Genomic DNA, 26,175 nt, shown 5'->3' on the forward strand with positions numbered 1-26,175 from the left:
CACCGTTCCTCCGGAGGCAGTCCGTGGCGCATATCGAATTGGACGAGAACATTCCCGGGCTGCCGTCCCTGCTCCGGTTCCGGCCCGAGACGGCGGGGCCGCTGAGCGCGCTCGCCGAGGCCCTGCTGCGCGGCCCGAGCCCGCTCGAACGCGGTGAGCGGGAGCTGATCGCCGCCTACGTGTCCGAGCTGAACGGCTGCCGGTTCTGCTCGTCGTCCCACGGCGCGTGCGCGGCCGCGCAGCTGACCGGCGGGACGGCGCTCGTCCGGCAGGTGCACGCCGATCCCGCGGCCGCGCCGGTGTCCGCCAAGCTCAGGGCGCTCCTCGCCATCGCCGCCGCCGTGCAGCGGGGCGGCCGGGAGGTCGGTGACGCGCACATCGCCGCGGCGCGCGAGGCCGGCGCCACGGACGTCGAGATCCACGACGCCGTGCTCGTCGCCGCCGCGTTCTGCATGTACAACCGGTACGTGGACGGCCTGGCGACCAGCGCCCCGGAGGACCCGGCCGCGTACGCCCGGATGGCCGAGCGGCTCGTCGTCCACGGCTACGGGAGCGTCCCGGGCTGAGCGGGCCGGCGGAAGATCGTGATGGAGTGGCCGACCTCGCCGATCTCCTCGCTGGAGGCGACCAGCGGGGCCAGCCGCGGATCGTCCTTCGCGATCCAGCTGTCGGACACCACCAGCAGGCCGCGCACCCGGTCCGGGGGCACGGCGAGCGGGTCGGACGCGTGGATGCCGTAGTACGACGGCACGCCACTGCCCTTGTAGGCGAGCCAGACCTGCTCGCCGGGGTGCCGGTCGTGGAGGCGGTCGGCGAGCCGCCCGAGATCCTGGCCCCAGTCGACGTTGGAGTCGTGCAGGTACAGGTGCGTCTTGGACGGCCCGCCGAACGCCTCGTTGGAGTACGGCAGGTAGTACGGCCAGGCCCGCAGCGAACTGACCGCGACGAACAGCACGAGCACGCCGGCCGCGGCCTTCGCCCACCGCCACCGGAGGACGGTCGCCCCGGCCGCCGCCACCGCGAGGAACATCGGGATGAAGATCGCGTACCGGACGCCGAGGTCGCGGTGCCCGGTCATCGCCACCGCCAGCAGCACCGCGGCGGGCGCGAGGACGTACGGCGCGGCGGGCCGCAGCCGGGGCAGCAGCGCCATCGCGGCGACCCCCGCCGCCCACAGGGCGAGCATCCCGAGCGGCGTCTTCACCAGCAGCGCGGCCGGCAGGTAGTACCAGTGGGAGCCCTGGTAGGTGTGGCCGAACAGGAAGCTCGTCCACCTCAGATCCTCGAAGCCGAACTGGACGCGCATCCCGTCCCGGAACGGCGCCGGGAAGGGCAGCAGGCCGGCGGCCGTCCCGCGCGCCCCGCCGATCGCCGGGACATCCGCCGGGGTCGTCCACCGCAGCCGCGGATCGACGGCCAGGTACGCCGCCCACACGACCGCGATGGCCGGCACGCCGGCGCCCACCGCCGAGAGCAGGCCGGCCGCGACGGGCCGTCCGGCGCCCCGGGACCGCCGCGACGACCAGACCGGCACGGCCGCCAGGGCCAGGAGCACCGGCACGGCGGGCAACGCGCTCATCTTCGTCGCCACGGCCGCGCCCAGCGCCACCCCGGAGAGCGGGACGTAGAGCCGCGGCCGCCGCCGCGCCCGCCACACCAGCCACACCGACGTCAGCAGGAAACCGGCCGTCGGCACGTCGAGCGTCGCCAGCGACCCGTGCGCGATCACGTCGGGGGAGAACGCGTAGAGGGCGAGCGCCGCCACGCCGCCGGCCGGGCCGGTGAGGTCGCGGGCGAACGCGAACACGACCAGCCCGAACAGCACCGTCAGGACGATGACCGGCAGCCGCGCCGCGAGCAGCACCCGCTGCGCGTCATTGCCCGACTCGTACAGGAGGTGCCGGCCGACGTGCTGCTGCGTCCCGGCGTAGGACGCGTCCAGGCGGGCGCCGCCGGCCACCGCCCCCGCCCCGATGAGGATCTTGGCGAGCGGCGGATGCTCCGGGTTGTACCGGAGATCGTGTTCGCGCAGGTAGGTGACGCCCGTGCCGATGTACACGGGCTCGTCGATCGTCGGGGACTGCGCCACGGCCGTGGAGGCCAGCGCGAACGCCAGCTGCGCCAGCAGCGCCGCCACGACGGCCCCGAGCAGCCATCGCCGGTGCCGGCGCGGCACCCGGAACCGGGCGGCCGGCGCCTCGCCGGGAGGCGCCGCGGGCTCCCCGACCGCGGTCATCAGCCGAACGCGGTGAGGAAGCGGTCGCGGAACGCGCTCATCGGCCACACCGGGGTGTCCTTGGCGGGCCGCAGCCCGTCCTGCCAGTTCCAGCCCGAGATCCTGTCCATGACGGCCTTGTCCTTCGCGACGATCGTGATGGGCACGTCCCGGCTCGCGCCGGGGCCGGTGATGAGCGGCGCGGGTTGATGGTCGCCGAGGAAGATGAGCACCGTCTTATCGTTCCCGTACGTCTCCATGTACGACACGAGGGTGTTCAGTGTGTACTCGATCGACTTGCGGTACTCGGTGCGGATCTGGCCGCCGGGCGGCCACGGAGCGTCGTAGCCCTTGCCCATCCCGTTGAAGACCGAGCCGTCCCCGACCCTGTCCCACGGGACCGGCCGCGGAATGGACGCCCACGGCGCGTGGCTCGACACCAGCGCCGTCTCCGCCATCACCGGCGGACGGTCCTTCTTGGCCAGTTCGGTGCGCTGCAGCGTCGACAGCGTGTACTGGTCCGGCATCGTCGCGAAGCTGAAGCGGGGGCCGCGGTACCCGAGGTTCCGGTCGTCGTACACCTTGTCGTAGCCGTAGAACTTCCCCTCCGGCCAGGCCCGCGTGATCGCCGGCATCAGCGCGACCGTCCGCGAGTCCGCCTTGTGGAACGCCCCGTTCAGCGTCAGCCGGTCGCTGTTCACGAGCGTCCGGTACCGCTGCTGGTTGTTGATCCACAGTCCGGACAGCAGCGTCGCGTGCGCGAGCCAGCTGCCGCCGCCCGCCGTGGACGAGGTGAGCCAGCCGCTGCGCGCGGCGAGCCCGGCGTCGCGGAGCCGCTGCGACCCCTGGTCCAGGACGGCGTCGACCTGCGGCGCGTACTGCGGGCTCTCCACCGCCGAGCGGCCGTAGCTCTCCACGAACGCGAGCACGACGTCCTTGCCGCGCAGCCCCGTCAGCAGCTTGTCGCCGGGCGCGTCGCGGAACTTGTCGACGGCGGCGGCCTTCGCGAACTCCTCCCGGTCGTTCAGGCTCGCCCGCACCGCCCGCGCGTGGTCGTAGGCGAGCGCCGCCGCGCTCCTGGACGCGACCGGCACGCCGTCGACGAGTTGCGCGCCGAGCGCGGCGCACACGAGCCAGACCGTCCCCAGCACCGCCGCCGCCCGCGCCGCCGTCCGGTCGTGCCGGGCGACCACGCGGCTCAGCCGCAGCGCCGACAGCGACATCAGCACGACCACCCCGGCCGTCAGCACGACGGTGAGGACCACGGCGGCGATCGCCCCGCCCCGCCCGGCCGACTCGTCCACGAACTCCACCGCCGGGCGCAGCAGCGGCCAGTCGAGCACCAGGTCGAAAGGCCGGACGAGCACGGCGTCGAACCCGATGTCCATCACCTTCAGCACGAACAGCAGCCCCAGGACGGCCCCCGCCGTCCCCGCCGTGTAACGCCGCGACTTCCCCGGCACCACGAGGATCAGGCCGACACCGAGCACTCCCTCGATCGGGATGCGCACGAACGCCCCCGGCGACAGCAGCGCGAACTCGTCCGGCGTGATCAGCGCCGCCAGCACGAACAGGAACGCCGCGCCGGTCACCACCCGGGCCGCGACCCGCCTGCGCCGCCCGCCGCCCGCGTCCCGCCCGGCGGCCTTCACATCCTCGTCTGTCACCCGCTCCGTGCGGCTATCGGTGGTCAGCTCGTCCTCCAAGGCTCGGTCCCCCGCCGCGAACGCGACACCCACATGCACGTCCACGCTCACTCCACCGGTTCAACCCTTCCCCGATGACCTCGGCGGTGCGCGGCGGTCCGCGGATTTCCTCGCGGGAACGTCGAGGATCCGGGGGTGGCTCCGATCTATTCGTGAGCGGCGCCGACGGGGCGCCCGAGGAGGAAGTATCGACATGGGCAAGGTCACCTGTGACATCGGGATCTCGGTGGACGGCTTCGTCGCCGGCCTGGACCAGCGGCTGGACGAGCCGCTGGGCACCGGAGGCGAGCGGCTGCACCGGTGGATGTTCGAGCAGCCCGAGGCCAACGCCGAGGCCATCGAGAAGATCACGTCGGCGGGCGCCTTCATCATGGGGCGCAACATGTTCGGCTCCGGACGCGGCGCCTGGGATCTGGACTGGACGGGCTGGTGGGGCGAGGAGCCGCCCTACCACGCGCCCGTGTTCGTCCTGACCCATCACGAGCGGGAGACGGTGCCCATGAAGGGCGGGACGTCTTTCGTGTTCGTGACCGACGGCATCGAGTCGGCCATGGCGCAGGCCCGGGAGGCGGCCGGTGACGGGAACGTCTCCATCGCAGGCGGCGCGCAGACGGTGAACCAGTACCTCGCGGCCGGGCTGATCGACGATCTCCGGCTGCACATCGCGCCGATCGTCCTCGGCGCCGGGGAGCGGCTGTTCGAGGGCGTCGGCGACCTCGGGCTCGAACCGGTGGAGGTCTCCCACACCGACCTGGTCACGCACGTCGCCTACCGAGTCGGCCGGTAAGGACCAAGGTCCCCGCAGGTCGGGGACGGTCGCCCGGGGTACGGGTGACCTGCGGGGAGCAGAGTGGGAAGGGCAGGAGCGACCCCATCCGGGGGAGGGACGGCATGTACTCCGACAGACGCGAGGCTGGACGCTGGCTCGGGCGGCGGCTGCGGCGGCACCGCCCCCAGGACGCCGTCGTGATCGCCGCCCGGCCCGGTGCCGTGCCCGTCGCCTACGAGGTGGCGGTGGCGCTGGAGGCGCCGCTGGAACTGGCCGGCCGGCCGCCGGCCGGGCCGCTCGCCGGCCGGACGGCGGTCGTCGTCGTCGAGGGCGTGGCGACCGGCCGGACGGCGCGCGGCGCGTGCGAGGCGGCGCGCGCACGCGGGGCGCGGCGCGTCGTGCTGGCGGTGCCGGTCGGGGCGCCCGAAGCCGTCGACGCGCTGCGCGGCGCCGCCGACGAGGTGGAGCGCCCGCTCACCCCGTGCTACTTCGACGCGATCGGCGACTACTACCTGGACGACTCGCCCGTCACCGACGAGGAGGTGACGCTGCTGCTCGGACGGTCCGCCGCCGTGGCGAGCTGACCGTCCGCCCGGATCACCGCCAGGAGGCGGGCGACCCCGGCGGCGACCGCGTCCCGGCCCGCGGCGATGTAGCGGCGCGGATCCACCACGGCCGGGTCGGTTCGCCGTGCCGGACCAGCTCCTCTCGCTGCCCGAAGGCCGGCCGGCGCGGCGCGTCCACCAGCACCACGTCGGGGTTCGCGTCTCCGACCATCAGCAGGTCGAACCTCGTCGCCGCCGCACCTCCTGCGCGTTTCCGCTCAAAACTATCGCTAATCATCCACAAACGAACATCACTGCACAACCCTCGGCCTGCCGCCGCGAATCCCCGCAGAGGTCGTCATCCCCGCCGGAGCGTCCTCGGCCACGTTCTCTGGGACGGCCGCCGACGTGACGGACTTCGAGATCATCACGCTGACGGCGGAGATGGGCCCGTCCCGCCTGGACTGGACCGTCTTCATCGAACCCGCCGCCGGATAGGCCGGACCCACCGGACGCACGGCGGCCGAAGGCCCGCGCCGGGAAGTACGCCCGGCGCGGGCCTTCGCGGTGGTCACCAGCCCTGGAGGCCGGCGCCGTACGAGTACAGCGGGTCGCCGTAGCCGGTGGGCGGCGGCCTGCCCGCGTCGATGTAGGCGCGTATGCCGGCGCGTTCGGCGGCGGTGGCGCCGAGGTCGTACGGGATGTTCCAGTCCTCGACGGCGTCCTCGGGCCGGTCGATGCCGCCCGGCTTGAGGATCTGGTCGACGCTGCGCGGAAGCTGCCAGGGCAGCCGCCCGCGCGGCGCGTAGTCGCCGAACAGCAGGCTCGCCGTCGCCGGCCCGGCCTCCTCACCGCCCCGGTAGGTCATCACGATGGCGTCGGCCAGGCCGTTCCATTCGCTGATGACGGTCGGGCGCGGCAGATCCATCACCACGGCCACCGGCACGCCCTGATCGTGGAACCGCCTGATGAGAGCGAGCTGGTCGGGCGGCAGGTAGGGCTGCTCGTTCACCCAGGCCGTCCGGTGCGTGTACGACGGTTCGCCGACCGCGACGACGGCGAGGTCGGGGGAGGGGGCGCTGTCCTGGTGGACGGTCACGCCCGCCTTCGCCGCCCGCGCCTTGATCGCGTCCAGGAGCGTGAGCGAGCCGTAGTCCTGGTGGAAGTAGCTCGTCCAGATGCAGCACGCGGTGCCGTCGGTGGCGCGCGGGCCCGCCACCACGATGTCGTCTCCCTCCTTCAGCTTGATCGGCAGGACGCCGCCGTCGTTCTTCAGCACGGTGATCGACTCGCGCGCCGCCTGGTTCGCCAGTGCCGCGTAGGACGGCTGGTGGAACCGGTACGGCCCGTTCACCGGGTCGCCGTACGGCCGGTCGAAGATCCCGAGCTCGAACTTCAGCCGCAGCACGCGGGTGACCGCGTCGTCGATCCGGCCGATGGGGACCTGCGCGACGAAGTCGGCCATGGAGAACCCGGACGCGCCCGGGTCGGCGCCGCCCATCACGTCCGACCCGGCGTTGGCCGCGCTCACCCACGCGCTCGACGGCAGCCAGTCGGTCGTGATCAGCCCCGTGTAGCCGAGGTCGTCGCGCAGGTACCGCAGGATCGGCGCGCTGTTCCCGGCGCCCGGCCCGCCCGGATCGAGATAGGAGCTGCCCGCGTAGCCCGGCATGATGTTCACCGCGCCCGCGTCGAGGGCCGCCCGCCACGGGATCATGTGGTACTTGATCGTCACCGCGTCGTAGGTGATGCCGGCCTCGCCGCCGGCGCCCTCGCCCGGCCAGTGCTTGACGGTCGCGAGGACGGAGCCGGGGTTCAGCTCCGGCCCGCCCTGCAGCCCCGCCACCAGCGCCCGCACCTGAGCGGCAGCCACCTGGGCGTTCTCGCCGTTGCCCTCCTGGATGCGGGGATACAGCACCTTGGTGCCGACCTCCGCGAGCGGCCCGAGGACGCCGCGCGCCCCGACCTCCAGTTCCTCGCGGCGCTGCATGTCGCCGAGCTTGTAGTCGAGCGGATAGTCCTTTCCCGCCGCCAGGGCGCTCTGCAGGGGATACGTCGTCTCGTAGCCCGCGATCGTGTCGCCCGCCGACACCGGCGGGATCCCCAGCCGGGTGCCCGCCGCGCTGCGCAGCACGTTGTGCAGGTCGTCCGGCTGCGCCGGCCCGAAATGCCAGCCGGACGCGGCGTACGCCTGCGCGTTGTAGAACATCTGGTACGCCTTCTCCTCCGTGGTCATCCGGCCGAGAAGGTCGTGCACGCGGTCCTCCACGGGCCGCCGCCAGTCCTCGTAGGGCTCGATCGAGCCGTTCTTGTTGAGGTCGCGGGCGCCGTTGACCAGGTTGACGCCGTCGTCCACGGTCTCGATCTCGGGGAGGTAGACGCTGAACGTGCGGATGTTCGACGTGGTCCGCGCGCCGGAACCGCTCACCGCGACGACGTACCACCTGTACGTCCACCGGTCACCGATGTCCCAGGACGGCGTGTAGCTCGTCCCGGACGTCTCGGCGACCTTGGTGTAGAGGTCCAGCAGCGAACCGGGCGCGGTGAAGTCGTAGTCGGTGCGGCTGACGTTGATCCACACCTCGTAACGGGCGGTACCGGAGACGCCCGCCCAGGACAGGGCGGGACGCCGGGTGCTCGTGACCATCGCGTGGTCGGCGGGCGCCGACAGCGCGAACTGGCCGGTCGTCCCCGGCGCCCTGGTCGGCGGGGACAGCAGCGGGGGAGCGGTGGACGACGAGTCGACGCTGCCGAAGACCTGGAACTCCCACAGCGAGTACCCGTATCCCGTGGCGCGTGCCGTCCCGGTGAACCGGATGTAACGGCCCTTGCCGGTGACGTCGAGTTTCTCGGTGCCTCCCTTGCCGGTGGTCGTGGAGTAGATGGCCGTCCAGGACGTCCCGTCGTCGGACACGTCGAGGTGGTAGCCGGTCGCGTAGGCCGCCTCCCAGTCGAGCGTCACGCCCGTGATCGTGGCGGCGCCGCCCAGGTCGACCCGCAGCCACTGGTCGTCGCCGAACTCGCTGGACCAGCGGGTGGTGGCGCGTCCGTCCAGCGCCGCCGCCGGTGCGTTGCCGCCCTCCCAGGAGGAGGCCGACACCTGCTTGAACGCCGAGATCGGCGTCGTGCCGGACGGCGGCGGCTCGGTGTCGCCGCCGCCGTACACCGAGAACTCCCACAGCGAGTAGCCGTAGCCGGTCGCGCGGGCCGTCCCGTACATCCGGATGTAGCGGCCGTTACCGGTGACGTCCAGTGTCTGGTTTCCGCCGGTCGCGTCGCCGGTGGAGTAGAGGGTCGTCCAGTCGGAGCCGTTGCCGGAGACCTGGATCTGGAAGGCGGTCGCATAGGCCGCCTCCCAGTTCAGGACGACCTGGCTGATGCTCTTGCTCTCCCCGAGGTCGATCCGCACCCACTGCGGGTCGCTGAAGGCGCTGGACCAGCGGGTGCCGGCGTCGCCGTCCACCACCGCGGTGGCGGGGAAGGCCGCGCCCTCGGCGGACGAGGCCGTCGCGGGCCGGTCGAGGGAGAGCAGCGTCGCCGCGTGCGCGGCGCGCCCGGGGACGGCCAGGAGCGCGGCGAGCACCGCCAGCACCGCTAAGGCGCTCGTGTACCGCTGACGTGCGGTCATCGGTTCCTCCCGCTCTCACCAGCCGACGGCGATCAGCAGGTACTGCGGGTCGCGGTGGGAGACGAACGAGGACTGGTCCGCGTAGTCGTCGTAGGGGAAGCCGTAGGCGCGGTGGCCGAGGGCGTGGTCGTGCCAGAACTTGGCGTAGTAGTTCGCCGGCGCGGCCTGGTAGAACAGCGACGGGTCGGACCACTGCGACCGGGGCAGCTGCGCGACGTGCCGGTTGATCGCCGAGCACGTGGCGGAGTCCTCCCGCAGCGGCCCCGAGCAGCCGGTGACCTCCTGGGTCGTGGCCGAGACGCCGACGGACGCGGCGTAGCCGGTGAAGTAGTCCGCGTGGGCGCCGCCGGGCTGGAACACGGGCGCGTTGCCGGGCGCCGGGATCCGGTACGGGGCCTCGACGGTGGCGAGCGAGTCGAACTCGGACGGGACCTCGTCGACGAACCGCTGGAAGGTGGCCGAGCGGTCCTCGGCGAAGGTGGCCCGGTCCTCGCCGACCTGCACGTCGTACCCGTCATGGGCGTGCAGCCGCAGGGCGATCTTGAGGCCGAACCCGTCGACCCTGGTGGTGTTGCCGTTGAAGACGTCGTCGCCGACCGTGAACTCGATGAAGTCCTGGTAGCGGCCGTTCGGCGAGCCGAGGTAGAAGTACATCCGGCCGGCCGAGTTGACCGGCATGTCCACGTAGGGCTGCTCCGCGATGGAATGGGTCTGCCCGTTGAAGCCCCAGTACACCTGGCTGTCGGGGTACTTGCCGTTCGTCCGGTTGAGGACCTTCACCGTGAGGACGTTCTGCGCCGGCGGGATGTTCGACGTGTCGCCCCAGAAGTCGTCATCGGTCGGCGGCGTCGTCGCACCCGCCGTGTGGACCCCGAACGACCACAGCGAGTAGCCCCATTCCGTGCCGCGCGTCGTCCCGTACATGCGGATGTAGCGGCCGTTGCCGCTGACGTTCAGTGTCTGGTTTCCGCCGCTTGCGTTGGCGGTGGAGTAGAGGGTCGTCCAGGTGGAGCCGTTGCCGGATACCTGGATCTGGAATGCCTTGCCGTAGGCGGCCTCCCAGTTGAGGACGACCTGGCAGATGTCCTGGCTCGATCCCAGGTCGACTTGGAGCCATTGGGGGTCGCTGAACGCGCTGGACCAGCGCGTCCCCGGGTCGCCGTCGACGGCGGCGGAGGCGGGGAAGGTGCCGTTCTCGGTGGACGAGGCGGTCGCCGGGCGGTTCAGCGCCGCGTCCGACGTCCCGCACGCGGCGGCGTTCGCGGGAGCCGTCAGCGCGAGGGATCCGGGCAGGAGGAGCAGCAGGGCGGTCATCGCCGAGGGGAGCTTCATGGACATCTCCACGTTGGAAGGGGTGGTGGGCAGGAGACGGGGGCCCTGCGGGCCCGCCCGACCGCGGGCCCGCAGGGCGGGTCAGCCGCGGATCAGGGGAAGCCGACCACGTTGGCCGGGACGGTGTCCGTGCCCGACGCCTCCGGCCCGGTGTCGTTGACGACGTGCCGGATGGTTCCGTTGCCGCCCAGCGACACCGTCAGCAGGTCGTGGAACCGGACGCCCGAGCGGTTCGGGACCTCGAAGCCGCGCGCGGCCACGATCGACGGGTCGACGTTGAAGTAGCAGTAGCTGCCGAGGCCCCAGCCCTCGTGGGTGGTGACCGAGTCGGCGACCTTGTAGGCGGCGTAGCCGTCCGGCGAGTCGCTCCGCCACGCGGACTGGTTCGGCGGGTCGTACGGCATCTCGTTCTGGAAGAAGATCGTCTTGCCGCCGTTGCCGTTCCACACCAGCTGGTACTTCTGGTAGTGCTCGACGAACAGCCCGTACGCGGTGACGTCGTCGCCGTTGACGATCACCCCGTTGTCGGCGGTGTTGACCGTCCAGCCGACCCCGGACCCGTGGTCGGCGCGCCACGCCCAGATGTGGTCGAGGAGGACGTCGTCGCTGTTGACGACCAGGCTCTTGGAGGCCTTGCCGGGCCCGGCGCCGCCGATCCGGAAGAAGACGTCCTGCACGGACGCGGGGTCGCCCGCGTGGTCGGCGCCCGCGCCGTCCGGCCCGAGCCGCAGCAGCACTGGCGAGTTGACCGGCCCGGCGTCGAACAGCATCCCGGCCAGCTTCACGCCGTCGACGTCGGCGACCGTCATCGCCGCGACGCCGTTGTCGGGGATCAGCGTCGGGTAGCCGATGCCCAGCACGACGGTGTCGGGCCGCGTCACGTTGATCGTCTGGCTCAGGTGGTAGACGCCGGGGGTGAACAGCAGGTTGAGGCCCTGGCTCAGCGCGGTGTTGATGGTGGCCGCCGAGTCGCCCGGCTTGGCCACGTAGAACTGCGACAGCGGGATCGACGACCCCGGCGTGGAGCCGCCGGACCAGGTCGTCCCGCGCGAGTCGCGCCGCAGCGACGGGGCGAACACCTGGTAGGCCCCGCCCGAGTCGACGTACAGGTACGGCTTCTCGCGCGTCACCGGGCTGGTGTCGAGCGTCGTGTAGGGCGGGTTCGGGAAGCCCTGCGCGGGCGCGCCGTCGACGCCGGAGAACACCATGTTCCACACGCCGTTGAGGTTGCCGCCGATCTCGCTGTCCCGCGTCAGCCACTGCTGCTGCGAGTACGGCTGCACCTGTCCGTCGATCTTGGAGTCGGCGATGTAGCCGCCGCTCGCCCAGCCGTAGCCGGTGGGCGCGAGGTTCAGGTCGCCGCGCACGTGGATGCGCCGGAACGGCGCCGCCTGCGACACCGCCCACCGGTCCGCGCCGCCGGACGGGCTGATCGACAGGTTCTCCGCGGACCGCCAGAAGTTCTGCGTGGCGTTGCCGCCGAACCATCCCGCGTCCACGGTGACGCCGCCGTTGATGGTGACGTCGTCGGGGTTGCGGCCGAGGCCGGCGATCGAGGTGTAGAACCCGATGTTCGCATTGACGTTGTAGCTGCCGGGCTTGAACAGCAGCGCGTACCGGGCCGTCCCGAACTGGTTGCCCTCCTGCTCGCGGAAGACCGCGTCGAGCCTGCCCTGGACGTCGGACGCGTTCATCGACGGGTCGAACACGATCACGTTCGGCCCGAGGTCGCCGCCGCCGGGCAGCGTGCCGCCGCCGGAGCCGGTGTGCACGGCCATCCCGAACAGCGAGTACCCCCACTGGGTGGCGCGGGTGGTCCCGTACATGCGGATGTAGCGGCCGTTGCCGCTGACGTTCAGTGTCTGGTTTCCGCCGCTTGCGTTGGCGGTGGAGTAGAGGGTCGTCCAGGTGGAGCCGTTGCCGGATACCTGGATCTGGAATGCCTTGCCGTAGGCGGCCTCCCAGTTGAGGACGACCTGGCAGATGTCCTGGCTCGATCCCAGGTCGATCTGGAGCCATTGGGGGTCGCTGAACGCGCTGGACCAGCGCGTCCCCGGGTCGCCGTCGACGGCGGCGGAGGCGGGGAAGGAGGCGTTCTCCGTGGAAGAGGCGGTGGCGGGACGGTTCAGCGCCGCGTCCGCCGAACCGCACGCCGCCGCGGCGGCGCGTCCGGCGGGGACGGCGAGCGCGACGGCGAGCAGCAGCGCGAACATGCCCGCGGACCAGGGTCTTCTGGCCGGCGCACGGGGTGGGACGGGATGCATGCGCATCTCCTTAGGGGTGGGGTGGGAGCGGGGGCCCCTCAGATCACGCGTTATTTCACAGCATGATTTAAAGCGTGGATTATGTAGCCGTCAAGAGCATCGCGCGGTGCGCGATCGACCGGGCGGTCCGCGTGGCGCTCGAATTCAGCGAGCCGGCCGTCCTCCACCTCGCGGCCGCCGCGCACTTCATCCCGGTCGCCCGGAGGGATTGAACTCCGCCCCGGCGGGGCGCGTACCCCCACGCGAAGATCGACGCCCCCGGGAGGGTTCATGAGCGTGAGGAACAGCCGGCTGCGCACCGCGGTCACGACGACCGCGGCCGTCGCCGGATCCGCCGGGCTCCTGGCCGGCGCGCTGTACGTGGTCCATGCCGAGTCCGGGTCCGGGTCCGGCGGCCGGCAGGCGAGCCTCGCCGGCGACGCCCAGGCCGGGCGCACCCCCGCCACCGGGCAGGCCGCGCCGGGCGAGGCCGTGACCGGGCAGGCCGCCGCCACCGCCGCCAAGGCCGCGAGCCGCCTCGGCGACCGCACGACCGGCGCCTACATCGACTCGGCGGGACGGCCCGTCGTCACGGTCACCAACGCCCGCGACGCCGCCGCGGTCCGCGCCGCGGGCGCCGTCCCCAAGATGACGCAGCGCAGCCCCGCCGAACTGCGCAAGGTCACCGCCGAACTGCGCAACTCCTTCGCCGACATCCCCGGCACGGGCTGGGCCGTCGACCCGGCCACCGCGAAGGTCACCGTCTGGACGGACGGCTCGGTCACCGGCGCCCGGATGGCCGCCGTCCAGCGCACCGCCCAGGAGATGGGCACGGCGATCCGGATGGTGCGGTTCCCCGGCCGCCTGCACACCCTCGCCCTCGGCGGCGACGCCATCTTCGGGCAGGGCGCCCGCTGCTCGCTGGGCTTCAACGTCCGGCGAGGCGCGCAGGACTTCTTCCTCACCGCCGGGCACTGCGGCAACGCCGTGCAGAACTGGACCGCCGACGCGCAGGGCGCGCAGCCGCTCGGCACCACCGTGCAGAGCAGCTTCCCCGGCAACGACTTCGCACTCGTCCAAACGGAACAGGGCGCCGCCGGTGAGGGCACGATCAATCTCTACAACGGGCAGGCGCGCGACATCACGCAGGCGGCCGAGGCGGTCGTCGGGCAGCGCGTCGCCCGCAGCGGCAGCACCACCGGCGTCCACACCGGCCGCGTCCTCGCCACCAACGCCACGGTGAACTTCGCGGAGGGCACCGTCACCGGCATGATCCAGACCGATGTCTGCGCGGAGCCGGGCGACAGCGGCGGCCCGCTCTTCGCGGGGAACAGCGCCCTCGGCCTCACCTCCGGTGGCTCGGGCGACTGCCGCACCGGCGGCGTCACCTTCTTCCAGCCGGTGACGGAGGCCCTCCAGGCCTTCGGCGCCGAGGTCACCTGACCGGAACGCGCCGGAGCCCGGGCCGGGCCGGCCCGGGCCGCGTGCGTCAGGCCTTCACGGCCAGCCCGCCGTAGGCGGACACCGCCGCGGGGCTGGGCGCGGGCGGGTCGCCGGGGTCGCGCCGCCACTGGGACACCAGGACCACGCCCGGCTCGACGAGCCGCAGCCCCTGCCCCGTGAAGACGAGCCGCTCGAACTCGGCGGCGGTCCGGGGCCGCGTGCGGATGCCGTCGTCCCGGTACCCGGCCGACGCCGGCCGGAGCCGCGGCTCGTGCTCCGGCGTGACATGGGTGGCGAGCACGTGACTGCCCGGCGGCAGGGCGTCGACGAAGGTCCGCACGATCTCCTCCGGCCCCTCCTCGTCGGGAATGAAATGGAGGATGGCGCTCAGCACCAGGGCGATCGGCTCGTCGAAGTCCAGCACGTCGCGGACGAGCCGGCTGCCGACGATGGCCTCGGGTCGCAGGACGTCGGCGTCCAGATAGCCGATCCTCCCCCTGGGGTCGGACACCATGAGAGCACGCGCGTGCGCCAGCACGATCGGGTCGTTGTCGACATAGGCGATGCGGGCCGCCGGTGTGATGCCCTGGACGACCTCGTGCACGTTCGGCGACGTGGGAATGCCCGTGCCGATGTCGAGGAATTGCCTAATCCCGACCTCGGCGGCGAGATACCGGACACCGCGCAGCAGGAACCGGCGGTTCTCCCGGGCGCCCACGCGGATGGCCGGAAAGGCCTCCTCCATCTTGGCGGCGGCGATCCGGTCGGCGGCGAAGTTGTCCTTTCCGCCCAGCAGATAATCGTAGACCCGCGCGGACGACGGATGGACGGCGTCGACGAGCGGACGCGAAGCTTCGGGGAGTGACACGTTGCGGGGCCTCCACACTCCTGGCGCCGAGACTCCTGGCGCCGACAAGGCTCGCTAGTTTAGTTTAATCTGACACCGGCCCGGCAATTCGCTTTCCGTAATCGATCGATCGAGGAACGTGATGAGGATCGTCATAGCCAGTGCGTCGGGGCAGCTCGCCCGCGCGACCGCGAAATACGCACTGGAGAAAGTGTCGCCCGATGACGTCATCCTGGTCAGCAGGAATCCGGACGCGCTGGCCGAGTTCGCGAGCCGGGGCGTGGCCGTCCGCTACGGCGACTACGACCGGCCGGAGTCGCTGCCCGCCGCGTTCGAGGGCGCCGACCGGCTCCTCCTGGTCAGCCTGCACGAACTGGGCCACCGCGTCACCCAGCACAAGAACGCCATCGACGCGGCGAAGGCCGCCGGGGTGCGGCACATCGTCTACACCTCCTACATCATGGTCGACCCAGCCTGCCCGTCCACGGTCGTCCCCGACCACCTGGCCACTCATGAGCTGCTGGAGAAGTCCGGCCTCGATATCACCTACTTGCGCAACGGCCTGTACGCGGAGACACCGGTCACCCAGATCCTCCCGCCCGCGATCGCCCGCGGCGTGCTGGTGGACAACACCGACCACGCCCGCGGTGCCTTCGTCCACCGCGACGACTGCGCCGCCGTCGCCGCCGCGGTCCTGACCTCGTCCGGCCACGAGGGCGAGACCTACGACGTGACCGGCCCCGAACTGCTCAGCTTCGCCGACCTCACCGCGCTGGCGGCCGAGGTCTCCGGCCGGCCCGTCGGCTACCAGAGCGTGGACGACGACGGCTTCGACGCCGGGCTGCGCGAGGCCGGCGTCCCCGACGACGTCCGCGGCATGATCGTCTCCTTCGGCGTCTCCCTCCGCGCCGGCTGGGGGGAGCCGCTCACCGACACGGTCCAGCGTCTGACCGGCCGTCCGCCCCGCCCGGTGACCGACCTGATGGAACAGCACCGCTCCCTTCTGGCGGGTACCGGAGCGGCCTGACCGAAAACGGCCCGCGCGTTGACCGGGCCGCCGCCGAAGAGCACGATTCCCTCCGACAAAGGGGGAATTATGAGGCGTGCTTTCGCGGCCTTATTGACGGCCGGTGGCCTTCTGCTGCTCGCCGCGTGTGATCCGGCGGCCGCTCCGCCCACCGAGGTCGCGGCGTCCGGCACGCCCGCCGATGCGTCCACCGGCACGCCCGCCGAGGCGAGTCCGCCGGCTTCGGCGAGCCCCGCGGTCGAGAAGCGCACGGTGACGAAGACCCGGAAGATCGCCTACAAGACCAGGAAAGTGCACGATCCCGCGCTCGCCGCCGGTACGACGAAGGTGCGGAGGCGCGGCGTCGCGGGCGTCAGAACCCTGACCTACGAGGTCATCTACACCAATGGCGCGGAAACGTCCCGGAAATTGATCAAAGAGGAGACCACCAAGGCTCCGGTGGCCCGGATCATCGCCGTCGGTACCAAGCGCGCCCGCGACTGCGACCCGAACTACAGTGGCGCCTGCGTCCCGATCGCGAGCGACGTCGACTGCGCGGGCGGCAGTGGCAACGGCCCCGGCTACGTCCAGGGCCCGGTCCGTGTGATCGGCGACGACATCTACGACCTGGACCGCGACGGCGACGGCGTCGGCTGCGACACCTGACCCGGCGGCCCACGGCATTCCGCGCGCTGCCCGCGGCGATCGCCTTGGACCTACTGGAAGAGGCCGAGCCGTCCCCGGCCGAGCGGGCGGTCCTGCTGCGGATGCTCCTGGACGTCCCGTACCGCGGGATCCGCGCGCGGATCCACCCGTTCCTGCGCGACCGCGACCCCCATGTGCGCAAGCACGCGATCGACCTGCTCGCCCGCGGCGCCGGCGGGCACGACGCGCGTGCGCTGGCGGCGAGCCTGGTCCCGCTGACCGCCGCGGCGGACGCGCGGACCGTGCGGCACGCGCTGGCGGCGCTCGGCCATGCCGGAGCACGCGGCGCGGCCGAGGCGATCGCGGCGTGCCTCGACCATCCCAACATGAACGTCAAGAAGACCGCCGCGGCGGCGCTGGCGCGCGCGGGGACCTGGCCGGGATCGGGGCGATCCACCGTCCGCGGCTCCTCGCGGTGATCGGGGAGGCCGCCGCCCGGCTTCCCGGCGGCCGGGCGCTCCAGCTCGCCGGACGGATCCGCGCGCTGCCGGTGCTGGGTCCGCCGGAGCTGGCCCTGCTGCGCCGATGCGGCGGGGTGCCGACGCGGGACGACCTCGAACGGGCCTTGGCGGCGGCGCCCACGGGTGAGGAGGCCGTGCTCCGCGAGGCTTTCGGGCTGGGCCCAACGCCCGAGGACGGGCACCGGCTCCCTTCACGCGAACGGCTCGACGAACTGATCGCCGCGTTTCCCGCCGCCGATGCCGGAGCCCGCGGTGCCCTGCTGGACCGGATGCTGGACGACCCCGCCCGCGCGGTGATCGCCGCCCGGACCCTGCTCGGCCGGCCCGAGCCCGAGACCCGTGCCGCCGTCCTGCGCGCCTACCTGGACGGCAAGGCGGACCTCCCGGTCACCGATCGGCTTGCCCTGGCTCTGTGCTCCGTTGAGCCGTCCGAGCTGGACGCGGAGGGCGACGACGTCCAGGAACGCGCCGCACGCCTCATAGCGCACCTGGCCCCCGCGTCCCGGGCCCCCTTCGTCCCGATGCTCCTGGAGTGGTGGACCGGCGGCCCGCCCTCCACCCGCGAAGCAGCCGAACGGGCCCTCTGCGGCGCCCACCCCACCCAGGTGGCCGGCGCGCTGACCGCTCGCCTCGACGCCGGCGCCTGGGGCGTGCTCGACCTGCTCAGAGGCGCCCGGTTGCGGCGCACACCGGCCCTGACCAGGGCGTGGCAGCGGCTGCGCGCCGAGGGACGCGAAGATCAGATCGAGCGGATCACGCTGGTGGAGGGCCCGCTCCGCGAACCCGGCGCCGCGGCCGAGGACGCCGCCGCGCTCGCCGCGCTCCGCGACCGGATACCGCCCGCCCGCCGGGAGCGCCCCTCACGCGAGGACCTCCTCCGTACCGCCCGCACCGGTGCGGGCGACTGGAGGAACTGCTGATCGAGCTGATCGGCCACTCGGCGCCGGCCGTCCGTTCGCGGGCACACCGGATCTCCCGCCGCGTCCTGGACCGGCCCGCCTACCTGGAACAGACGGAGCGGCTCCTGGACGACGACCGGTCCGACATCGTCGTCTCGGCCATCAAGACGCTGTCCCACGCGGGCTGCGGGAAAACACAGCGGGCCCCGGCGAAGCCGCCTGAAAGGCGGCGAGCACCAGAGCCCGACTCGTGGTGGGCGATACTGGGATTGAACCAGTGGCCTCTACCGTGTCAAGGTAGCGCTCTCCCACTGAGCTAATCGCCCGTTTCCGGGCCCTCCCGGGGGGAGGTCCGGTGTTGAGGTGGAGACGGGATTTGAACCCGTGTACACGGCTTTGCAGGCCGTTGCCTCGCCTCTCGGCCACTCCACCAGAACGAGACCTTCTGGGTCGTAGCTTGAAAGGCCCCTCAGAGCGGAAGACGGGATTTGAACCCGCGACCCTCACCTTGGCAAGGTGATGCTCTACCCCTGAGCCACTTCCGCGTGCGCCTTGCGGCGACGGGGAAGACTTTAGCGCGTCGGGGGCGGTTCCCCAAACCGGGTTTCGGGGCGGGGCGCGCCCGGATGCTTCGGCGGGCGTCGAAGGATGCGGCGCCTACGCTCGTGGCATGGGCTCGGAACATGTCGTCGGTGTGGATTTCGCGCCGGTCGCGGCGCTGCTGGCCGATCGGGCGCGTGCGGCGATGCTGACGGCGCTGCTGGACGGGCGCCCCCTCGCGGCGGGGGAGCTGGCGCGGGCGGCGGGAGTGAGCGCGCAGACGGCGAGCGCGCATCTGGGACGGCTGCTGGACGGAGGGTTCGTCACGGTGGTCAAGCAGGGCCGGCACCGGTACTACCGGCTGCGGGGAAGCGATGTCGCGCAGGTCATCGAGGCGCTGTCCAGGATCGGCCCGCCGGTGGAGATCCGGAGCCTGCGGCAGTCGCGGGACGCGCGGCGGCTGCACGAGGCGCGGACGTGCTACGACCACCTGGCGGGGGCGGCCGGGGTGGCGCTGTTCGCGGCGCTGCTGGACGGCGGCCTGCTCGAGCCGGACGGCGCGGACGCCTTCGAGGTGACGGAGAAGGGCGAGGACCGGCTGGCGGCGCTGGGCCTGGACGTCGCGGCGCTGCGGCGTGCGCGGCGGAGGTTCGCCTGGCAGTGCCTCGACTGGACGGAGCGGCGCCCGCATCTGAACGGGGCGCTGGGCGCGGCGCTGACCGACCGGATGATCGAGCTGGGCTGGTTCGAGCGGGGGACGACCCGGCGGGCGCTGGCCGTGACGGACACGGGGCTGGCGGGGCTCGCGGACACATTCGGGTGCGTCCTGGTGTGAACCTCGCATATCCCGGACGCGTTGGAGGGAAGTCCTCGAACACGCCCCCCGCCGCGCCGTACTGTGGGGCCATCAGGCGGGTGGGACGGGCGGCTACCGCCGCTTCGCGAACGGCGTGAACCGGGCCGACGGCGGCCCGGCCCAGGGAGGTGGCTTCCGGTGACGGCGCAGGCCAGGATCTGGCTGAACGGGGAACTGATCGACCCCGAGCGGGCGATGGTGTCGGTCTTCGACCACGGCATGCTCGTCGGGGACGGGATCTTCGAGACGGTGAAGGCGACGAACGGGGAGCCGTTCGCGCTGACCCGCCATCTGCGCCGGCTGGCCCGATCCGCGGCGGGGCTCGGCCTGCCCGAGCCCGACCACGACGCCCTCGCCCAGGGCACCCTCGAAGTGCTGGCCGCCGCGCCGAAGTGGCCGCTGGCCCGGATCCGCATCACCTACACGAGCGGCCCCGGCCCGCTGGGGTCGGTGCGCGGCGACGAGGGGCCGACCGTGTCGATCATCGTCGCGCCGCACGATCCGTTCCCCCCGACGGCGGACGTCACGGTCGTGCCGTGGCCGCGCAACGAGCGGGGCGCGCTGTCCGGCCTCAAGACGACGTCCTACGCGGAGAACGCGCTGGCGCTCGCCTACGCCAAGGAGCGCGGCGGCGGCGAGGCGATCTTCGGCAACACCGCGGGGAACCTGTGCGAGGGGACGGGCAGCAACATCTTCGTCGTCCTCGGCGGCCGGCTGGTGACGCCGCCGCTGACATCCGGCTGCCTGGCCGGGGTGACGCGCGCGCTGGCGCTGGAGTGGTGCGGCGGTGAGGAGGAGGACCTCGCGCTGGACGACCTGTACCGCGCCGACGAGGCGTTCCTGACGTCCACGACCCGCGATGTCCAGCCGATCCGGGCCGTGGACGGCACGGTCCTCCCGGCCGCCCCCGGCCCCATCACCGCCAAGGCCATGGAGGCGTTCGCGGCCGGCTCCGCCGAGCTCATGGACCCTTGATCGAAGAAGTGGTCCCCGCGGTCTTCACGTGATCGGTTTCTTCGTTCACGTTCGAGGTGACGCTCGTACGGGGGTCGACGGCTCCGCCTGCCGAGGGACGGGGGACACAGATGACGGTGCAGCGGGGGCGCTGGACTCTGGAAGACCGGCTTGAACAGGGCCTCCGCGAACTCCCTTTCGATGTCCCGCGTGGCACGGCATCGGTCACGGTCGAGCTGTCCCATGAGGGAGGCGCCATCGATCTGGGCTGCCATGGCCCGGACGGGTTCCGTGGCTGGTCCGGTGGAGCGCGCAGCCGGTACACGATAAGCGCGGAGTGGGCGACCCCTGGATACCTGCCAGGGGAACTTGAACCGGGCACCTGGCACGTCTGGCTCGGCCTCCACCGCATACCGCCGGACGGTGTCCCGTACGAGGTCACGGTGACCATGACGACATCGGGCCCATCGCCACCGGACGAGACACCGCCCCCACGGCCGGAACGTCCTCCACGTCGCGAACTCCCTGCCCCGCACGGGATGCGGTGGCTCGCGGGCGATCTGCACGCCCACACCGTCCACAGCGACGGGACGCTCACCGCCCATGAGTTGGCGTGCCTGGCCGCGTCGCATGGGCTGGATTACCTCGCGGTGACCGATCACAACACCGTCAGCCACCATCCCGGGCTCCCCGCCGCCGCCGCGCACGCCGGCGTTCTGCTACTGCCCGGCCAGGAGGTCACCACCGACCTCGGCCACGCGAACGTGTTCGGCGGCACCGGCTGGGTCGACTTCCGGCGGCCGAGCGCCGACTGGGCCTCGTTCGCCGTCGCGCGCGGCGGGCTGATGTCGATCAACCATCCGCTGAGCGGCGACTGCGCCTGGCGGCGCCCGCTGCCGCCCGAGTGGCGGCCGCGGTTCGCCGAGATCTGGCATTCGTCCTGGTGGGACCGGCGCTGGGGTGCCCCGCTGGCCTGGGCGGAGCTGTGGCGGCCCGGCGGGCTCGTCCCGCTCGGCGGCAGCGACTTCCACGACCCGTCCCAGCACAAGACCCTCGGCGAGCCCGTCACCTGGGTGCTGGCCGAGGACGAGGACGTGCTCGGCGGCCTGGTGGCCGGGCGGACCGCCGTGTCCGCCGGGCGGGACGCGCCCGTCCTGCTGCGCGTCGGGGACGAGCTGATCGCCGCCGGCGCCGGCGGGACCGTGCTCGTCCGGCCCGATGGCCGGCGCACCGCCGTCCGCGGCGATGACGTCCGGATACCGGCGGAATGTCCGGGCATGCATCGCCTGGAGAGCCACGAGAACGAGGTGATCGCACTGTGCAGGTAGGGAACCCAGCGAACTCCGAGATCGTCGTCGTGCCGCACACCCACTGGGACCGCGAGTGGTACCTCCCGTTCCAGCGCTTCCGGCTCCGGCTGGTGTCGCTGCTCGACGGCGTCATCGACCGGATGGAGGCCGATCCGCGCTGGCACTTCACGCTGGACGGGCAGATGGCGGCGGTCGACGACTACCTGGAGATCCGCCCGGAACGGCGCGACCGGGTGGCCGCGCTCGTGCGGGAGGGGCGGCTCGCCGTCGGGCCCTGGCAGATCCTCCACGACGAATTCCTGTGCTCGGGGGAGAACATCATCCGGAACCTGGAACTCGGGATGCGGCGCGCGGAGGAGCTGGGCGCCGCGATGATGGTCGGCTACCTGCCCGACCAGTTCGGGCATTGCGCGCAGATGCCGCAGATCCTGAAGCTGGCCGGGATCGAGCACGCGTGCGTGTGGCGCGGCGTCCCGGACCGGGTCCGGGCGTGCGCGTTCGCCTGGGAGGCGCCGGACGGGACCGCGATCCGCACCCGGTACCTCCCGGAGGGCGGCTACGGCAACGCCGCGTCGATGTTCGAGGAGTTCGCCGACGGCGCGTCGCCGCTGCCCGGCCGCGTCGCCGGTTTCGCCGAGGCGATGGGCCGCTGGAACCGGTACGGCGGCCCGCTGCTGGCCATGTACGGCGCCGACCACACCGCGCCCGCCGCCGACCTCGCCGACCGGATCGCCGCCGCCGGGCCCGGCATGCGGCTGGACACCCTCGCCGGCTTCTTCGCTGGGGAGCGGCCCGCGGTGGACGGGCTGCCGCACGTCCGCGGCGAGCTGCGGTCGCACGCCCGCGCCAACATCCTGCCGGGGGTGATCTCCGCCCGCGTCCGGCTCAAGCAGCTGATGGGGCGCGCCGAGCGGCGCGTCGAGCGCTACGCCGAGCCGCTGACCGCGCTCTGGTACGCGGGCGACGCGCAGACGTTCCTCGACCTGGCATGGCGGCGCCTCATCGAGGCGAGCTGCCACGACTCGGTCACCGGCTGCGGCTGCGACGAGACCGCCGAACAGGTCGCGGCGCACCTGGCCGAGGCGGAGCAGCTCGGGCGCGCCGTCTGCGACCTCGTCACCGCCGAGCGCGCCGCGTCCGTGCCGCTCGGCTCCCACCTGGTCTTCAACCCCACCCCGGCCCGCCGCACCGGCCTGGTCACCCTGGACATCCCGTGCGAAGGGGAGCCGGGGCTGGTGACGGGGGACGGGCGGCCGGTCCCGGTGCAGACGATCGCCGTCGCGCCGACCGTGCTGGACGACGCCGTCCATCCGGCCTCCGAGCTGCCGCTCCTGCTGGAGCGCGTGTACGGGCGGGTGCTGTTCGGGCAGGAGATCCGCGACTGGTCGGTGTCCCGCGAGGACCGCGTGCTCACCTTCCGCGTGACGTCCCGCGCCGACGTCCCGTTCGACGTCAACGAGGTCCGGGAGGCGCTGCGGGACGCGGAGGGGGAGTGGCGCGTCCGGATCCTGGCCGACCCGCGCCGCACCGTCGCCGCGCTCGTCGAGGTGCCGCCGCTCGGGCTGGCCACCGTGCGGCCGGTGCCGGCCTCGCGGGCCGAGGAGGGCCCGGTGACGCTGGAGGGGAACGTCCTCGACAACGGGCTGCTGCGCGCCGAGGTCCACACCGACGGCACGCTCGGGCTGCGCACCCCGTCCGGCCACGTCATCGAGGGCGTCGGGCGGATCGTGGACGGCGGCGACCTGGGCGACTCCTACAACTACGCGCCGCCCGCCCACGACCGGATCGTCGGCGACCCCGAGACCGTCGACGTGAAGCGGGTGTCGGACGGGCCGCTCCTCGCCGCGTTCGACATCGCCCGCACCTACCGGTGGCCCCGCGGCGGCGATCTGGACGGCGACGCGCGCTCCGCGGCCGAGGAGGACGTGACCGTCACGACCCGCGCCGAGCTGCGCGCCGGTGAGTCGTCCCTGCGGCTGCGCGTCGCGTTCGACAACCGCTGCGACGACCACCGCGTCCGGCTGCACCTGTCGCTGCCGCGCCGGGCGGGCTCGTCCTTCGCCGAGGGCCAGTTCGCGATCACCGAGCGGGGGCTGGCGGCCGAGGGCGGCTTCGGGGAGCGTCCCGTGCCGACGTACCCGGCGTCCGGGTTCGTCGCGGCGGGCGGCCTCGCCGTCCTGCTGGAGCACGTCACCGAGTACGAGATCACCGGCGCCGGGCGGGAGATGGCCCTCACGCTGCTGCGCGCCGTCGGCCACCTGTCCCGGGACCGCAACGCCTACCGGGACCAGCCGGCCGGGCCGCAGCTGCCCACCCCGGGCGCGCAGTGCCGCGGCGAGCGGGCGGCCGCGATGGCGATCATGCCGTATGACGGCGAACGGCCCGGACCCGAGGTGCTCCAGGCCGCCGAGACGTACCGGCATGACCTTCTCACCGCCGCCGGTTACGGGCACGCCTCCGCGCCCGTCCCGGCGTCCCGGGAGGGCGTCGCGGTCACCGGGGACGGCGTGGTCATGACCTCGCTCCGCGCCCGCGGCGGCTGGACCGAGACCCGCATGGTCGCCCAGTGCGCCGAACCGGCCACGGCCGTCCTGCGCGGGGACTTCACCGAGGCCGTCCGCGTCGACCTGCGCGGGCGCCCCGGCATCCCGCTCGACGTCCACGGCGGGACGGCCACCCTGGCGCTGCGCCCCTGGGAGATCGCGACCGTGCGGCTCAGAACGTCCTAGCGGGCCGCTTCGGCGGTGCCGCGCTCGCGCTGCGCCCCGCCGGTCGCACCGGACGTCCGGACCCGGCGCGGCGCGGGCCCGGTGGTCTCCGCCGGATGCGCGGCGGCCGCCGCCATCGCCGCCCCGACGATCCCCGCGTTGTTCACCAGCCGCGCCGGGACGATCTCCGCGCGGACCCCCTTGATCAGCGGCAGGAAGTGCTCGGACCTTCGGCTCACGCCGCCGCCCACGATGATCAGCGACGGGGAGATCAGCGCCTCCAGGTGCGCCATGTACGCGCTGAGCCGCTTCGCCCACTTGGCCCAGCCGAGGCCCTCCTTCGTGCGCGCCTTCGCGGACGCGCGCAGTTCGGCGTCCGTCCCGTTGATCTGGATGTGCCCGAACTCGGTGTTCGGGACGAGGACGCCGTCGGTGAACAGCGCGCTGCCGATGCCCGTCCCCAGCGTGAGCACGACGACGGTGCCGCGCCGGTCGCGCCCCGCGCCGAGCCGCAGCTCCGCCACCCCGGCCGCGTCCGCGTCGTTGAGCAGTGTGATCTCCCGCCCGGTGACGTCCGCGAACAGGGACGCCGCGTCCAGCCCGAGCCAGCGCTTGGACACGTTCGCCGCTGACATCGCGACACCGTCGATGACCACGCCGGGGTAGGTGACGCCCACCGGCCCGTCCCACCCGAAGTGGTCCACGATCCCGGCGATGACCTTCGCGACCGCCTTGGGCTTGGCGGGCCGCGGCGTCCCGACCCGGAACCGCTCCCGCGTGAACGCGCCGCCGGACAGGTCGACGGGCGCCCCCTTGATCCCCGACCCGCCGATGTCGATCCCGAGCATCTCCCTTGCCATGCCTTCACCCGATCTTCCGGAGAATCCCTCCCGTCCGGGAGGGCAGGACATCAATCTGCCCGATCTTCGCCGGTGCTAAGAGCCCTCGGCGAACTGCAGGCCGACCACGCCGACGATGATCAGTGCCAGGAACGCCACGCGGGCCGGCGACGCGCTCTCGTTGAACGCGATCACGCCGACCGCCGCCACGCCGAGCGCTCCCAGGCCGGTGAAGACCGCGTAGGCGGTGCCGACCGGCAGGGTCCGCAGCGACAGCGACAGCACGACGACGCTGAGCAGCGCGACCGTGAGGCCGATGGCCGTCGGCCAGGGTTTGCTGAGGCCGTCCGACTCCTTCAGCGCCGTCGCCCACACCAGCTCCATCAGCGACGCGATCAGCAGGAAGACCCAGGCCACGACGTACCCCCTTAACCGGAAATATCTCCGCTTGACGTTAACCGGAGAATGTTCCGGATACAACCGCGAAACGGAGCCCTCTCCGGTAGCCTGCCGGAGCACGATCCCCCGGACGGAGACCGACATGCGGGAACTGCCCGTCGCGGGGCGCCCGCCCGCCGAACGCGCGGACGCCGCCCTCAACCGCCGCCGCATCCTGCGCGCCGCCGCCGACGTCATCGCGGCGCGGGGACCGGAGGCCGTCTCCATGGACGAGGTGGCGCGCGCCGCGGGCGTCGGCGTCGGCACCGTCTACCGGCGCTTCGGCGACCGCGCCCGGCTCGTCTACGCGGTGATCGACGACCGGGAGCGCGACTTCCAGGAGTCGTTCATCCACGGGCCGCCGCCGCTCGGCCCCGGCGCGCCCCCGTCCGAGCGCCTGCGCGCGTTCCTGCACGCCCTCGCCGACCGCACCGAGGCGCAGGCCGAACTGCTGGTCATGGCCGAAGCGGACCCGCCGGATGCCCGCTTCCGGGACGGCTCGTACGCGCTCTACCACCTGCACCTGGTCATGCTCCTCGGCCACTTCCGCCCCGCCGCCGAGACCGCCTACCTCGCCGACGCGCTCCTCGCCCCGCTCGCCGCGAACCTGTTCCTGTACCAGCGGCGGACGCGCGGCATGCCGCTCGACCGCGTCAAGGCCGGCCTGGACGCCCTCGCCGAGGGCCTGATCCGTCCTGAACTGGACGGATCATGATCCATCCGGCGAAAAC

At 72.9% G+C, this 26,175-nt stretch carries 23 protein-coding genes and 3 tRNA genes; 14 read left to right on the forward strand and 12 right to left on the reverse strand.

The annotated features are described in order from the left end of the window. Positions 1 to 23: 23 nt before the first annotated feature. Positions 24 to 566 carry a carboxymuconolactone decarboxylase family protein gene (locus tag AL2_RS32035; protein ID WP_067640324.1) on the forward strand — a complete coding sequence of 181 codons (543 nt, stop codon included), beginning with the start codon at positions 24 to 26 and terminating at the stop codon, positions 564 to 566. On the opposite strand, the gene AL2_RS32040 is transcribed toward AL2_RS32035, so the two are convergent. Both AL2_RS32040 and AL2_RS32045 read right to left on the reverse strand, forming a co-directional pair. After that, complete coding sequence (locus tag AL2_RS32040) at positions 545 to 2,236, reverse strand: ArnT family glycosyltransferase (protein WP_067640325.1); 1,692 nt, start codon at positions 2,234 to 2,236, stop codon at positions 545 to 547. The genes AL2_RS32035 and AL2_RS32040 overlap by 22 nt on opposite strands. Then, the gene (locus AL2_RS32045) at positions 2,236 to 3,966 is read right to left on the reverse strand and encodes an alkaline phosphatase family protein (protein WP_210748384.1); all 1,731 of its coding nucleotides are present in this window, start codon (positions 3,964 to 3,966) and stop codon (positions 2,236 to 2,238) included. Before AL2_RS32045 ends, AL2_RS32040 begins: the two co-directional genes overlap by 1 nt. 148 nt (positions 3,967 to 4,114) lie before the next feature. Here AL2_RS32045 and AL2_RS32050 point away from each other — a divergent pair, with 148 nt between their 5' ends. Together AL2_RS32050 and AL2_RS32055 are read left to right on the forward strand one after the other, a co-directional pair. Further along, the gene (locus tag AL2_RS32050) at positions 4,115 to 4,708 is read left to right on the forward strand and encodes a dihydrofolate reductase family protein (protein WP_067640327.1); all 594 of its coding nucleotides are present in this window, start codon (positions 4,115 to 4,117) and stop codon (positions 4,706 to 4,708) included. A 104-nt stretch (positions 4,709 to 4,812) separates the two neighbouring features. Next, positions 4,813 to 5,274, forward strand: coding sequence for a hypothetical protein (locus tag AL2_RS32055; protein ID WP_067640329.1), 462 nt, complete (start codon positions 4,813 to 4,815; stop codon positions 5,272 to 5,274). A gap of 13 nt (positions 5,275 to 5,287) precedes the next feature. Here AL2_RS32055 and AL2_RS32060 read toward each other — a convergent pair whose 3' ends face one another. The 4 genes from AL2_RS32060 to AL2_RS32075 all read right to left on the reverse strand — a co-directional run bounded on the left by AL2_RS32060 (position 5,288) and on the right by AL2_RS32075 (position 12,459). Continuing rightward, a complete protein-coding gene (locus AL2_RS32060; protein ID WP_067640331.1) occupies positions 5,288 to 5,467 on the reverse strand; it encodes a hypothetical protein in 180 nt (59 codons plus the stop codon). Positions 5,468 to 5,806: 339 nt separating this feature from the next. Further along, a complete protein-coding gene (locus AL2_RS32065) occupies positions 5,807 to 8,863 on the reverse strand; it encodes a discoidin domain-containing protein (protein ID WP_067640333.1) in 3,057 nt (1,018 codons plus the stop codon). 15 nt (positions 8,864 to 8,878) lie between these two features. Continuing rightward, on the reverse strand, positions 8,879 to 10,195 hold the full coding sequence (locus AL2_RS32070; RefSeq protein WP_245667080.1) for a discoidin domain-containing protein: 1,317 nt from the start codon (positions 10,193 to 10,195) through the stop codon (positions 8,879 to 8,881). Positions 10,196 to 10,287: 92 nt separating this feature from the next. Then, complete coding sequence (locus AL2_RS32075; protein WP_083947123.1) at positions 10,288 to 12,459, reverse strand: discoidin domain-containing protein; 2,172 nt, start codon at positions 12,457 to 12,459, stop codon at positions 10,288 to 10,290. A gap of 74 nt (positions 12,460 to 12,533) precedes the next feature. On the opposite strand from AL2_RS32075, the gene AL2_RS37805 reads away from it, so the two are divergent. Beyond that, complete coding sequence (locus AL2_RS37805; RefSeq protein WP_157438500.1) at positions 12,534 to 12,671, forward strand: hypothetical protein; 138 nt, start codon at positions 12,534 to 12,536, stop codon at positions 12,669 to 12,671. 58 nt (positions 12,672 to 12,729) lie between these two features. After that, positions 12,730 to 13,881, forward strand: coding sequence for a S1 family peptidase (locus tag AL2_RS32080; protein WP_157438501.1), 1,152 nt, complete (start codon positions 12,730 to 12,732; stop codon positions 13,879 to 13,881). A gap of 46 nt (positions 13,882 to 13,927) precedes the next feature. Here the strand turns inward: AL2_RS32080 and AL2_RS32085 are convergent, their stop codons facing one another. Then, on the reverse strand, positions 13,928 to 14,749 hold the full coding sequence (locus tag AL2_RS32085) for an SAM-dependent methyltransferase (RefSeq protein WP_168444740.1): 822 nt from the start codon (positions 14,747 to 14,749) through the stop codon (positions 13,928 to 13,930). Between the two features lie 121 nt (positions 14,750 to 14,870). On the opposite strand from AL2_RS32085, the gene AL2_RS32090 reads away from it, so the two are divergent. The 4 genes from AL2_RS32090 (at position 14,871) to AL2_RS32105 (ending at position 17,820) form a co-directional block, all read left to right on the forward strand. After that, complete coding sequence (locus AL2_RS32090) at positions 14,871 to 15,755, forward strand: SDR family oxidoreductase (protein WP_083947110.1); 885 nt, start codon at positions 14,871 to 14,873, stop codon at positions 15,753 to 15,755. A 69-nt stretch (positions 15,756 to 15,824) separates the two neighbouring features. Continuing rightward, positions 15,825 to 16,400, forward strand: coding sequence for a G5 domain-containing protein (locus AL2_RS36885; protein WP_083947111.1), 576 nt, complete (start codon positions 15,825 to 15,827; stop codon positions 16,398 to 16,400). Positions 16,401 to 16,444: 44 nt separating this feature from the next. After that, complete coding sequence (locus AL2_RS32100) at positions 16,445 to 16,858, forward strand: HEAT repeat domain-containing protein (protein ID WP_067640343.1); 414 nt, start codon at positions 16,445 to 16,447, stop codon at positions 16,856 to 16,858. Further along, positions 16,855 to 17,820: a hypothetical protein gene (locus tag AL2_RS32105; protein WP_067640345.1), complete on the forward strand. Its 966-nt coding sequence runs from the start codon at positions 16,855 to 16,857 to the stop codon at positions 17,818 to 17,820. The genes AL2_RS32100 and AL2_RS32105 overlap by 4 nt, the downstream gene beginning before the upstream one ends. Positions 17,821 to 18,050: 230 nt before the next feature. On the opposite strand, the gene AL2_RS32110 is transcribed toward AL2_RS32105, so the two are convergent. The 3 genes from AL2_RS32110 to AL2_RS32120 all read right to left on the reverse strand — a co-directional run bounded on the left by AL2_RS32110 (position 18,051) and on the right by AL2_RS32120 (position 18,344). Next, a tRNA-Val gene (locus tag AL2_RS32110) sits at positions 18,051 to 18,125 on the reverse strand. A 35-nt stretch (positions 18,126 to 18,160) separates the two neighbouring features. Then, positions 18,161 to 18,231 (reverse strand) — tRNA-Cys (locus AL2_RS32115). Positions 18,232 to 18,272: 41 nt separating this feature from the next. After that, positions 18,273 to 18,344 (reverse strand) — tRNA-Gly (locus tag AL2_RS32120). 125 nt (positions 18,345 to 18,469) lie between these two features. On the opposite strand from AL2_RS32120, the gene AL2_RS32125 reads away from it, so the two are divergent. From AL2_RS32125 to AL2_RS32140, 4 genes are all read left to right on the forward strand, one after another. Then, positions 18,470 to 19,174 (forward strand): helix-turn-helix domain-containing protein, encoded by a 705-nt coding sequence (locus AL2_RS32125; RefSeq protein ID WP_067640347.1) that lies wholly within the window; start codon positions 18,470 to 18,472, stop codon positions 19,172 to 19,174. 216 nt (positions 19,175 to 19,390) lie between these two features. Further along, positions 19,391 to 20,170, forward strand: a complete 780-nt coding sequence (locus AL2_RS32130; RefSeq protein WP_067640413.1) for an aminotransferase class IV — start codon at positions 19,391 to 19,393, stop codon at positions 20,168 to 20,170. Positions 20,171 to 20,688: 518 nt separating this feature from the next. Then, complete coding sequence (locus AL2_RS32135) at positions 20,689 to 21,477, forward strand: CehA/McbA family metallohydrolase (RefSeq protein WP_245667081.1); 789 nt, start codon at positions 20,689 to 20,691, stop codon at positions 21,475 to 21,477. After that, entirely contained in the window at positions 21,468 to 24,188 is a 2,721-nt protein-coding gene (locus AL2_RS32140; protein ID WP_245667082.1) for a glycoside hydrolase family 38 N-terminal domain-containing protein, read from the forward strand. Before AL2_RS32135 ends, AL2_RS32140 begins: the two co-directional genes overlap by 10 nt. Here AL2_RS32140 and ppgK read toward each other — a convergent pair. Together ppgK and AL2_RS32150 are read right to left on the reverse strand one after the other, a co-directional pair. Beyond that, the gene (gene ppgK / locus AL2_RS32145; protein ID WP_083947113.1) at positions 24,185 to 25,027 is read right to left on the reverse strand and encodes a polyphosphate--glucose phosphotransferase; all 843 of its coding nucleotides are present in this window, start codon (positions 25,025 to 25,027) and stop codon (positions 24,185 to 24,187) included. The two genes, AL2_RS32140 and ppgK, sit on opposite strands and share 4 nt — an antisense overlap. A 75-nt stretch (positions 25,028 to 25,102) precedes the next feature. Then, complete coding sequence (locus tag AL2_RS32150; protein WP_067640353.1) at positions 25,103 to 25,423, reverse strand: DMT family transporter; 321 nt, start codon at positions 25,421 to 25,423, stop codon at positions 25,103 to 25,105. 124 nt (positions 25,424 to 25,547) lie between these two features. On the opposite strand from AL2_RS32150, the gene AL2_RS32155 reads away from it, so the two are divergent. Continuing rightward, positions 25,548 to 26,159, forward strand: a complete 612-nt coding sequence (locus AL2_RS32155) for a TetR/AcrR family transcriptional regulator (protein WP_067640354.1) — start codon at positions 25,548 to 25,550, stop codon at positions 26,157 to 26,159. Positions 26,160 to 26,175 lie beyond the last annotated feature (16 nt).

This window comes from Actinomadura latina NBRC 106108 (assembly GCF_001552195.1).
Classification (GTDB): domain Bacteria; phylum Actinomycetota; class Actinomycetes; order Streptosporangiales; family Streptosporangiaceae; genus Spirillospora; species Spirillospora latina.

Bases quoted from the DNA above. Each gene is read 5' to 3' on its own strand.
- AL2_RS32040 (WP_067640325.1), bottom strand. From the start codon at position 2,236: ATGACCGCGGTCGGGGAGCCCGCGGCGCCTCCCGGCGAGGCGCCGGCC.
- AL2_RS32050 (WP_067640327.1), top strand. From the start codon at position 4,115: ATGGGCAAGGTCACCTGTGACATCGGGATCTCGGTGGACGGCTTCGTC.
- AL2_RS32055 (WP_067640329.1), top strand. From the start codon at position 4,813: ATGTACTCCGACAGACGCGAGGCTGGACGCTGGCTCGGGCGGCGGCTG.
- AL2_RS32060 (WP_067640331.1), bottom strand. From the start codon at position 5,467: ATGGTCGGAGACGCGAACCCCGACGTGGTGCTGGTGGACGCGCCGCGC.
- AL2_RS32065 (WP_067640333.1), bottom strand. From the start codon at position 8,863: ATGACCGCACGTCAGCGGTACACGAGCGCCTTAGCGGTGCTGGCGGTG.
- AL2_RS32070 (WP_245667080.1), bottom strand. From the start codon at position 10,195: ATGAAGCTCCCCTCGGCGATGACCGCCCTGCTGCTCCTCCTGCCCGGA.
- AL2_RS32075 (WP_083947123.1), bottom strand. From the start codon at position 12,459: ATGCATCCCGTCCCACCCCGTGCGCCGGCCAGAAGACCCTGGTCCGCG.
- AL2_RS32080 (WP_157438501.1), top strand. From the start codon at position 12,730: ATGAGCGTGAGGAACAGCCGGCTGCGCACCGCGGTCACGACGACCGCG.
- AL2_RS32090 (WP_083947110.1), top strand. From the start codon at position 14,871: ATGAGGATCGTCATAGCCAGTGCGTCGGGGCAGCTCGCCCGCGCGACC.
- AL2_RS36885 (WP_083947111.1), top strand. From the start codon at position 15,825: ATGAGGCGTGCTTTCGCGGCCTTATTGACGGCCGGTGGCCTTCTGCTG.
- AL2_RS32125 (WP_067640347.1), top strand. From the start codon at position 18,470: ATGGGCTCGGAACATGTCGTCGGTGTGGATTTCGCGCCGGTCGCGGCG.
- AL2_RS32130 (WP_067640413.1), top strand. From the start codon at position 19,391: ATGGTGTCGGTCTTCGACCACGGCATGCTCGTCGGGGACGGGATCTTC.
- AL2_RS32135 (WP_245667081.1), top strand. From the start codon at position 20,689: ATGCGGTGGCTCGCGGGCGATCTGCACGCCCACACCGTCCACAGCGAC.
- ppgK (WP_083947113.1), bottom strand. From the start codon at position 25,027: ATGGCAAGGGAGATGCTCGGGATCGACATCGGCGGGTCGGGGATCAAG.
- AL2_RS32155 (WP_067640354.1), top strand. From the start codon at position 25,548: ATGCGGGAACTGCCCGTCGCGGGGCGCCCGCCCGCCGAACGCGCGGAC.